The sequence below is a fragment of the Thermosinus carboxydivorans Nor1 genome, assembly GCF_000169155.1.
Lineage (GTDB): Bacteria > Bacillota > Negativicutes > Sporomusales > Thermosinaceae > Thermosinus > Thermosinus carboxydivorans.
The window spans coordinates 99889-108262 of record NZ_AAWL01000007.1 but is presented as its reverse complement, the minus strand read 5'-3'; the positions used below and the strand labels follow the sequence as shown (position 1 = coordinate 108262).

The window sequence follows — 8374 nt, the reverse complement described above, 5'->3', positions numbered from 1 at the left end:
CGCATATACTCGCCCCCCTATCATAAACTACCTTATCAAGAACCGCTGGATGCAGTAGAGCGAAATACTTATCGTCAGCAGACAGCCGGCCCCCATAGATACCGATTAAAACATCGCTTGCTCTTATAGTTCCCTCATCTATTTGCACCGTCAGGTTATCAGGACGAAAACTTAACAGCATACTCATGCCGCTTACAGCACAATATGGAATGACTTCAACCCTTTCCAACCAGCCAGCATCAGGGCAATGTATCAGTTCTGTCAGCCAATCGTTCGGGGCATAGGTCCGCAGGAAAGCGGCGGCTTCTGAACTCAGCAAACACATAACTATACTCCAATCCATGATGATAACAGGTCTGTGACTTATCGGACTAAACAAAGCATTCCCCGTATCCAACAGAGCCGTTAAGCTTACTTTCCTGCCGTCATACTCTACCTCAATTGAATAAAGGTGCCGCTGCTGCCGCCTGCGCCTCAATACGCACCGCAGCAACAAAAATGCCATTCCTGCTCCAACCAGGCTGCCAAAGGCAAGATGGTGCCATGCTATTTGCCAACCATTTAACCACGTTTCTTGAGAAAAAAAGAGCCAACCAACTACAGCTCCACCAAGTAAGAACGACACGATATAAAACAGACCGACCAGCAGGACCAGGCGACGTAAGGATTGCCATCCAAAAGAAAAGATAATAAGCAATATTGAGATTAGTAGTTTGGCAAAAGGAGTGTATAGTAGATGAAGTTCTTGATAAATGCCGGCTAGGGAATACAGGCCGCCCGCCAACGCTGCCAGCGTTATACGCCACCAACAGTAGCGAATACCGGCCGCCCAGGCCGTCAGCCATATGATCAGGCTATTCATAATTAAATTTACCAAGAGGACAACATCAGCATATACATACATAGTAGCTTACCGCCTGGCGTTATTTAGCAATACTGCCATAATATGTTTTACATACAAAATCTATGCTAGCAAATCAGAGATATTCCTATTATAACAAACAAAATTTCAAAAAAATGTAAAATGGTGGCAAGCCCCAAACAAAAAACCAGCCGCAATGGCTGGTTTGGTATTCGCGTATTTACCGGGTACGCATCCAAGGTGGAATTTCCAAGTTAAGGGATTTTATGTGTTCTAGGGGCGATTCACCCTTGTGAGACGACAATTTCGCCGGTCGGGAATCGAAACCGGTAGCAATGACTGTTACTCTAACCTCGTCATTAAATTTTTCATCAATCACAGCGCCAAAAATAATGTTGGCTTCGGGATCGGCAGCCCGAGCAATGATTTCTGCCGCCTCATTTACCTCGAAAAGTCCGAGACTCGTTCCGCCAGTAATATTTAGTAATACGCCTTTCGCCCCATCAATAGAAGTTTCTAAAAGCGGACTTTTAATTGCCGCTTCAGCGGCCGCCACGGCACGGTTATCACCTGTAGCAATGCCAATCCCCATCAAAGCAGAGCCTTGATCCATCATAATGGTCTTGACGTCGGCAAAGTCCAGGTTAATCAGCCCAGGTACGGCAATGAGGTCAGAAATACCTTGTACGCCTTGCCGCAAAACATCATCCGCGATCCGGAAGGCTTCCACTATGGATGTGCGTTTATCGACAACCTGCATTAAACGATCATTCGGAATTGTTATTAATGTATCTACCTTTTCTTTCAGTTTTGCGGTTCCTGCCTCCGCCTGAAGTTGACGCCGACGTCCCTCAAAGGAGAATGGTTTGGTAACAACACCAACAGTGAGTGCACCGACTTCTTTCGCACACTCCGCAACGACAGGCGCTGCGCCGGTACCTGTACCACCGCCCATTCCGGCCGTAACGAATACCATATCGGCGCCGCGCAGAGCTTTCAAAATTTCCTCGCGGCTTTCCTGAGCCGCTTTTTCACCAATTTCCGGATTAGCGCCTGCGCCCAACCCTTTTGTTAGTTTTTCCCCAATTTGGATACGGTAAGAAGCCTGTGACAAAAGTAGTGCCTGGGCATCTGTGTTAATAGCAATAAACTCGACGCCTTGTAAGCCGGAAGCGATCATCCGGTTAACGGCATTATTGCCGCCGCCGCCAACGCCAATAACTTTTATCGCTGCAAACCTATCTAAATCCATATCAAATTCGAGCATATAAGAAATTCCTCCTTAACCCGCTATAATTCCTCAAAAGTGCTCAGCTATTTTCCGCCATAACCCCCGCCACGACCAGGACCTAGTTGTCTCAATAAACGACGCTTGCCGCGCCGCGTAATGGACAATGCCGAAACAGACCGTGTTGGCCGGATGATTATATTCCGCAGCTAGCCCTTTAGGCCGCCGGATACGCACAGGCAGCTGAAATATGGTTTTGGCTGCCTGTACTACGCTCGGTAAATGGGCCGAACCGCCGGTAAGCGCAATTTCATCGACAGGATAATACTGTAAAGCAGGCCTGATATAATCATATACTAAAGAAAAGATTTCATCTACCCGTGTTTCCACAATTTTATGTAAAAAACCATAGGGAAGAAACTTATTGGTTATACCAAAATCACTAAAATCCAAAATAGTGTCTTGGCGAATTCGCTGCCCATCCAGTCGGGCATAATAGCGTTTAATTTCCTCGGCATGCGCAAAGCTTACGTCGGCCGCGAAGGCAATATCGCCAGTAATGTAATCGCCCCCAAGCGGGAGAGAAGCCGAAACAACCATGAGCCCTTCGTACACCAAGGCAATTTCGGTGGTCCCCGCCCCGATATCCAAAATCAGTACTCGTTCGCCAGGAGCCGGTGCCAATGCAATAGCGGCAGCAACGGGATTAGCAACCACTCCGGCTACACAGAGGCTGTTCTGCTTTACATGCGCCAGCAGTTCGTCCAAAAAATCTTTAGACGCGGTCACAAAATGAACCTCTACTTCCAAACGACAGCCCGCCTGCCCCACAGGACTTTCCCGCTGCTGACGTCCATCAACCCAATAGAGGTTAGGCAAGGCATGTAATACCTGTTGTCCCTCGCATACAGCGGTCAATCTGGCCGCCTGACAGGCGCGGTCAATATCTTTAGACTTTATGCCCGAGGACGATGCTGGCGCGATGATGCCGCGTGCATTGTAAAACCGTATGTTAACTCCGCCGATGCCCAGCCAAATGGACTGCATAGGGAAGTTTGCAGCAAGAAGCGCGCAGTCAACGGCTTCCCGGATAGCTGACGCTGCCGCGTGGGGGTCTTTTAGGATACCCTTCTTATAACCGGTTGTCGGTGCTAAACCACTTCCGGCTATTTCAACCCGACCTAAATCATCAATCTTGGCAACAAACGCTTTAACGGCGCTTGTCCCCAAATCAACCCCCAAGACACGTCTTCTGTCCATGATTGCCTCGCTTACAACATATTATGTTTCTCCCATATGTTTCAACAGAAGTATCAATTTCCCTTTTTTTATCGCCAAGAAAATCGTTTATTTAACGAAAACTTGCGTTTAAAGAAAACAGGACTTCGTCACTGGGAAGTAGAGTCCGTATAATTGTGTAAAAAGGAATTAACAAAAGAAGAGCCAATTCAAAATCCTCAGTTAGAATGAAGCGGCAACAACATTCAACGAGAGGTGATTTTGAAATGGCTCAATACCAGATTAACATTGATTCGAAAATTTTGCATCAACTTTTTTTAAGCAATGCAAAAGATGCGGCAATGGCGTCTTTTTTGGAGGAGGTATTGAACCAGATTTTACAAGCACAAGCCACAGAACAATTGCGTGCTGAGCGCTACGAGCGTACAGACGAGCGTCAAGGTTATCGTAATGGAGTGTACCCTCATCGACTTACCACCCGTGTTGGCACGATCACCCTAAAAGTACCACGGTTTCGTGACGGTAAGTTCTCAACCGAGATGTTTGCCCGCTATCAACGTAGTGAGCAAGCATTAGTGCTGACTTTGATGGAAATGGTCGTAAACGGTGTGTCGACCCGTAAGGTGGCGCAAATCACAGAAGAACTTTGTGGCAGCGAGTTTTCCAAGTCGACCGTATCAGACCTTTGTAAGCGCCTAGATCCAATTGTGCACGCTTGGAATGAACGTCCATTAAAGGATCAAAAATACCCGTTTGTCATGGTAGATGCCATGGTCATTAAAGTCCGTGAAGAAGAACGTGTGCGTTCACGTGGCGTAATGATTGCCGTTGGCATAAATGCTGAGGGCTATCGGGAAGTCCTGGGGATTATGCTGGGCGACAGCGAGTCGGAAGCCAGTTGGAGTGAATTTTTCAGCTGGCTGAAGCGGCGGGGCTTGTGTGGCGTTGATCTGATTATATCGGACCATCACGGTGGGCTAATCCGTGCTATCCGCCAATACTTCCAAGGAGTCACCTGGCAGCGTTGCCAAACGCATTTTATACGCAACATCTTGGATGCGACGCCGAAGTCCTTGCAGCCGGAAATTCTTGCTCGGGTAAGAGCCATTTTGGCTGCGCCGGATAGAGAAACTGCAGTAATGCTTCTTAACGAAACGCTTGCCGCTTATGAAACAAAAGCGCCAAAGGCAATGGCTATACTAGAAGCCGGCTTTGACGATGCCATAGCCGTTTTAGCCTTGCCGGAAAAGTATCGTAAACGCTTGCGTACGACTAATGGGGTTGAACGTCTCAATGAAGAAGTTCGACGTCGCGAAAGGGTCATTCGGATTTTCCCGAACCGGGCTTCTGCTTTACGTTTGATTGGCGCTTTACTCATGGAAATCGATGACAAATGGGCAAGCGGCAAAAAGTACTTGGATATGACCGATTATTGGGATTGGCGTGAACGACAAACTCATATCACGGACAGCAAAATTGTTAAAATATGTTAATTGCTTCAATTTTAACTGGGGATGATTTTACACATAAATTAGGACTTGATCTCTTCAAGTATGAAAGAGCCTAATAATTGCCGTAATAACACACAAGTCATAAAAATATTATACAATAATTAAACTACTCACACAATGATGGCACGGGGTTTCGTTATTGTAAAATTACTGTAGGATTTTCAGGGAGAAAATAGAAAAAGAAGAAGACATCCCCATCCTTCGTTGATGAGTAATCCAAAAAGATTACCTAGGGTGAGTCTTCATAACTGTATTTATTCGTTCCAGCCACTTACAAATTTTCCAGCTAATACTTTGCAATTTGGGAGAATTTCAACTTGCAAAAAAACCTTATCTTACCGCGGGCGGCAGAAAACTTAAAACCTACTTGTTTGCCTTTATCGATGATTGCTCCAGGATTATACCTTATACCTTCTGCCAGATTTCCTTTCCAGAAAAGTTTGACGGTATTTTAAATTTGCAAATTGACAAACGCCAATAAAGCCTTGCGCTTCAGGACTCATTGGCTGTATTCCCTTTCCACCCTTACAACACAATCAATTTGTATATGGGGTCATTTTTTCTACCCCACCATACCTTTCCGCAAAATCCCCTTTACTTACGCCAAAAAGTTCCGTCTCGCATAAAAATTTACCCCCGGGGGTAAAAAATCGCCTAGACCATACGTCTAGGCGAATATAAAACACACATCTCAAATTATCATCAAACCCGCAAAGCCTTATATTTCAAGCTACTTCCGCTCTATCAACGCCACACACTCCACGTGTCATCTCATAGAAGGTCGATACTATTGCGCGAAATTGGAGTTTTGCGGAAAGGTTTGCCCTCAATCAAAAAAGGGGGCACGGGATAGTTCGTTGGTTATCTTTCATTCCATGAAAAACAATTCCTGCCCCCATGTTTTCCTCGTATGGTAATATTTTTCAGCAACTCTGGTAACTAACTATTAAATAATGCCGTCTTCCAGGCATGATAAGCTGGGATTAACCGGTCGCTTAGCGCTGCCTGAATAGCCAGTGCTTGGCCACTCGTGGCGATTTTGTCAAATTCACCATACGCCGCCGCGAAGGCGCGGGTCGCCTCGGCAATACGTTGACGGTGGCTGTCTGACATGACATAGTACTCCCAGTTATCCGCCAGCGTCATTATAGCCAGCAAAAAGTCGCGAAAGAGCGGCCAGAAATCTTCTAGGCGCAACTCATCCATCTGCTTATTCATATGCACAAGTGCCTCGTCGATGGTCTCCATCAGCTCCAGTGCTTTTTGCGTGACTTCGCCGAGCTTTATGTCGGTATCATGCATAAAACTCACTCCTTTAGTCGCGGACAAGGATGAGCATATGGGCAAGGGTGTCGGGCTGAAGCAGTGTTTCATTGAAAGTATCACCTTTGCCGTTAAATTGCTGATTTGCTGGGAAAAACAGTTTATATGAATATTATCGTATAACCCCGCTGAAAATTAAGACCCTGCTGTAATTTAACAGGGTGAGATTTAGCCTTTTGGCCAATGCTTTGAATGGAAATAAGACAATTTTTAAAACATGTCAAGTTTGATCCCGACAACAAGCCTGAATTATAGTCAGTATGTAAAGAGTCAGAGGCGATCACCCCTGACCCAAGAATAACCAGATTCTTTTTACTTTTTAACGAGTTGGCCTAACCAGAACAAAACTTGTATTATAACATTTTCTACATGGTGGTACAGTCTCACCTTTAACACAGGTAATTTCATTACCGCATTTAGTGCACTTATAAATTCCAGATTGCGGTACTATACTACCAGTTGTAAAGAATTTTCGCTACTACCGGGCTAAGGTTGTCCAGCCAGATACGTCGTGGCACGCCCCCGACGTAAGCAAAGATATTCTTGAGCCCTTCCAGCAGGCACTCTAGATTTGCCCCCTTAAATAGCTGGGTGTAGCCGCCATTGCTATACGGATAGGAAACGGTTAGATAATAGACATGGATGAGAACGCCGCGCTCATAAAAGTCTGCTTCACCAAAATCAACCTGGGCTTCACCGGCAGGATGTTCGAGGGCAAGAAACATTCGTTATCATCATAAATCTGGGCTTTGCGACTTTTCACATAGGAAGCAATAGTGCGGTACGATACATCAAATGATCCATATATTTCCTGCAGACGGCTGTAAATGCGTTTAGCCGTATGCCGTTGTTTGCGCTGCACTGTCATGTCATCAAGCAGCCATTCATCCAGTCTATATGTCAATGCAGGAAATATCCAAGAAATGGAGTATGCCGATCCGAAACTGGGGAGTAATATTCGGACAGTTGATGATCTTCTTTGAGGATCGGCTACAGGGTAAAATGGCTATATAGCCCAGGGGCTCTGCCCCAGGCCCCCGGGATTTATCGCTTTTGTTTTCTAGGGCGGTCGTAAAAGGCGGTTCCTATAGGAAACCGCCCTGCCAAACTTCACTCGCCGCTCGGGTCGCTCCCCAGCGTTGCCCTATCCTGCGAGTAAATAAAAGCATTATTATACACCAATTATTGTTAGATTATTCCATTTACACAGTTTGTGGGACACTCCCAATTTACAAAAAAATCGCCGCGGCCCCCCTTTTCCTCTTATAGCCTTATCATGTACTCTACCTAAATATCGATAATCTTATGGTTATCGATTAACCATCTCTCTTGATATGCCCGCCTAGCTGCCCAGCCAACTTCTTTAATATACCAGGCATTAGCAGAGCATCCAATTAAAAGTCCGATCGCGGGTATCGCTTGAAGTGCCTTCCTTTTAGTCGTCCTTGCGATCATAACCTCGATAGTTCTAAGGGTATATAATGCAGAAATCTTTTCCTTGACAGTATTTGCCCCAGATGCAGCTAATATTCCTAAGATAAAATCCTTATCTTCCTTTGTTTCAACTTCGTATCCATAGCACAGGGCTATTTTATGTATTGTTCTTAAAGCAATCGTAATAATTGCAGGAATGTCTGCTACCATTCCCGGAAGACCAATTAAACCAGTTCCTACACCTTCAGCTGCAGCTAAACCTATTGCCCAGTTATGAACCTCATTAGCTAATTTATCCGAAAGCTGCAAGTCTTTCGTTCTCAATTCCTTTATGGAATTTACCTGACCATCCCTTTTGATATCATTACAATCGGCAAAGTATTGTGAGACAGCATTTGCGCCATCCAGCACACCTCTTATTACAGCCTCCGGTATTAAATTCCTAACTACCCACGATAAGGGACTTACCACAATTCCAAACGTTTTCGATATCACCCATGGCTCTTGATTTTTCCAATCCCGTATCAGCGATATCTGACTTGTTTCGTATGGAGTTAAAGGCGTAAAGTCATTATTGTTTCTATTCGCTGCCGCTCCATTCATAATTTCTCCTCCCTTGTATGATTAAGTGGTTTTGTCAACAAAAAAGTTTACCGCCCATGCTAGAGCAAAGGTTGATAAGATCCTTGCTAACCACTTGCAAAATAGCAAAGATTTCTACTATAAACAGTCATTAACCCCCCAAGTAGGTAATTCATCACAAAAATCAGTATTTTA

At 45.2% G+C, this 8374-nt stretch carries 7 protein-coding genes and 2 pseudogenes; 2 read left to right on the top strand and 7 right to left on the bottom strand.

Annotated elements, in window-relative coordinates:
* From TCARDRAFT_RS06970 to ftsA, 3 genes are all read right to left on the bottom strand, one after another.
* Positions 1 to 904 (bottom strand): sigma-E processing peptidase SpoIIGA (locus TCARDRAFT_RS06970; RefSeq protein WP_040683151.1); only part of this gene is annotated, 904 nt, incomplete at its 3' end.
* A gap of 178 nt (positions 905 to 1082) precedes the next feature.
* A complete protein-coding gene (gene ftsZ, locus TCARDRAFT_RS06965; protein ID WP_007289296.1) occupies positions 1083 to 2129 on the bottom strand; it encodes a cell division protein FtsZ in 1047 nt (348 codons plus the stop codon).
* A 33-nt stretch (positions 2130 to 2162) separates the two neighbouring features.
* Positions 2163 to 3350, bottom strand: a complete 1188-nt coding sequence (gene ftsA / locus TCARDRAFT_RS06960) for a cell division protein FtsA (protein WP_007289295.1) — start codon at positions 3348 to 3350, stop codon at positions 2163 to 2165.
* 245 nt (positions 3351 to 3595) lie between these two features.
* Between ftsA and TCARDRAFT_RS06955 the strand changes: the two genes are divergently transcribed.
* Positions 3596 to 4822, top strand: a complete 1227-nt coding sequence (locus tag TCARDRAFT_RS06955) for an IS256 family transposase (RefSeq protein ID WP_007289294.1) — start codon at positions 3596 to 3598, stop codon at positions 4820 to 4822.
* Between the two features lie 957 nt (positions 4823 to 5779).
* Here TCARDRAFT_RS06955 and TCARDRAFT_RS06950 read toward each other — a convergent pair.
* The 3 genes and pseudogenes from TCARDRAFT_RS06950 to TCARDRAFT_RS15995 form a co-directional block, all read right to left on the bottom strand.
* Complete coding sequence (locus TCARDRAFT_RS06950; RefSeq protein WP_040683149.1) at positions 5780 to 6142, bottom strand: hypothetical protein; 363 nt, start codon at positions 6140 to 6142, stop codon at positions 5780 to 5782.
* Positions 6143 to 6482: 340 nt separating this feature from the next.
* The gene (locus tag TCARDRAFT_RS16395) at positions 6483 to 6596 is read right to left on the bottom strand and encodes a hypothetical protein (protein ID WP_408643044.1); all 114 of its coding nucleotides are present in this window, start codon (positions 6594 to 6596) and stop codon (positions 6483 to 6485) included.
* A 31-nt stretch (positions 6597 to 6627) separates the two neighbouring features.
* Positions 6628 to 7058, bottom strand: a pseudogene (locus TCARDRAFT_RS15995) (IS21 family transposase); the annotation flags it as partial.
* On the opposite strand from TCARDRAFT_RS15995, the pseudogene TCARDRAFT_RS16495 reads away from it, so the two are divergent.
* A pseudogene (locus TCARDRAFT_RS16495) lies at positions 7055 to 7177 on the top strand (IS256 family transposase); the annotation flags it as partial. The pseudogenes TCARDRAFT_RS15995 and TCARDRAFT_RS16495 overlap by 4 nt on opposite strands.
* Before the next feature lie 273 nt (positions 7178 to 7450).
* On the opposite strand, the gene TCARDRAFT_RS06940 reads toward TCARDRAFT_RS16495, so the two are convergent.
* The gene (locus TCARDRAFT_RS06940) at positions 7451 to 8200 is read right to left on the bottom strand and encodes an EcsC family protein (RefSeq protein ID WP_007289305.1); all 750 of its coding nucleotides are present in this window, start codon (positions 8198 to 8200) and stop codon (positions 7451 to 7453) included.
* Positions 8201 to 8374: the final 174 nt, after the last annotated feature.

Bases quoted from the DNA above. Each gene is read 5' to 3' on its own strand.
- TCARDRAFT_RS06955 (WP_007289294.1), top strand. From the start codon at position 3,596: ATGGCTCAATACCAGATTAACATTGATTCGAAAATTTTGCATCAACTT.
- ftsZ (WP_007289296.1), bottom strand. From the start codon at position 2,129: ATGCTCGAATTTGATATGGATTTAGATAGGTTTGCAGCGATAAAAGTT.
- ftsA (WP_007289295.1), bottom strand. From the start codon at position 3,350: ATGGACAGAAGACGTGTCTTGGGGGTTGATTTGGGGACAAGCGCCGTT.
- TCARDRAFT_RS06950 (WP_040683149.1), bottom strand. From the start codon at position 6,142: ATGCATGATACCGACATAAAGCTCGGCGAAGTCACGCAAAAAGCACTG.
- TCARDRAFT_RS06940 (WP_007289305.1), bottom strand. From the start codon at position 8,200: ATGAATGGAGCGGCAGCGAATAGAAACAATAATGACTTTACGCCTTTA.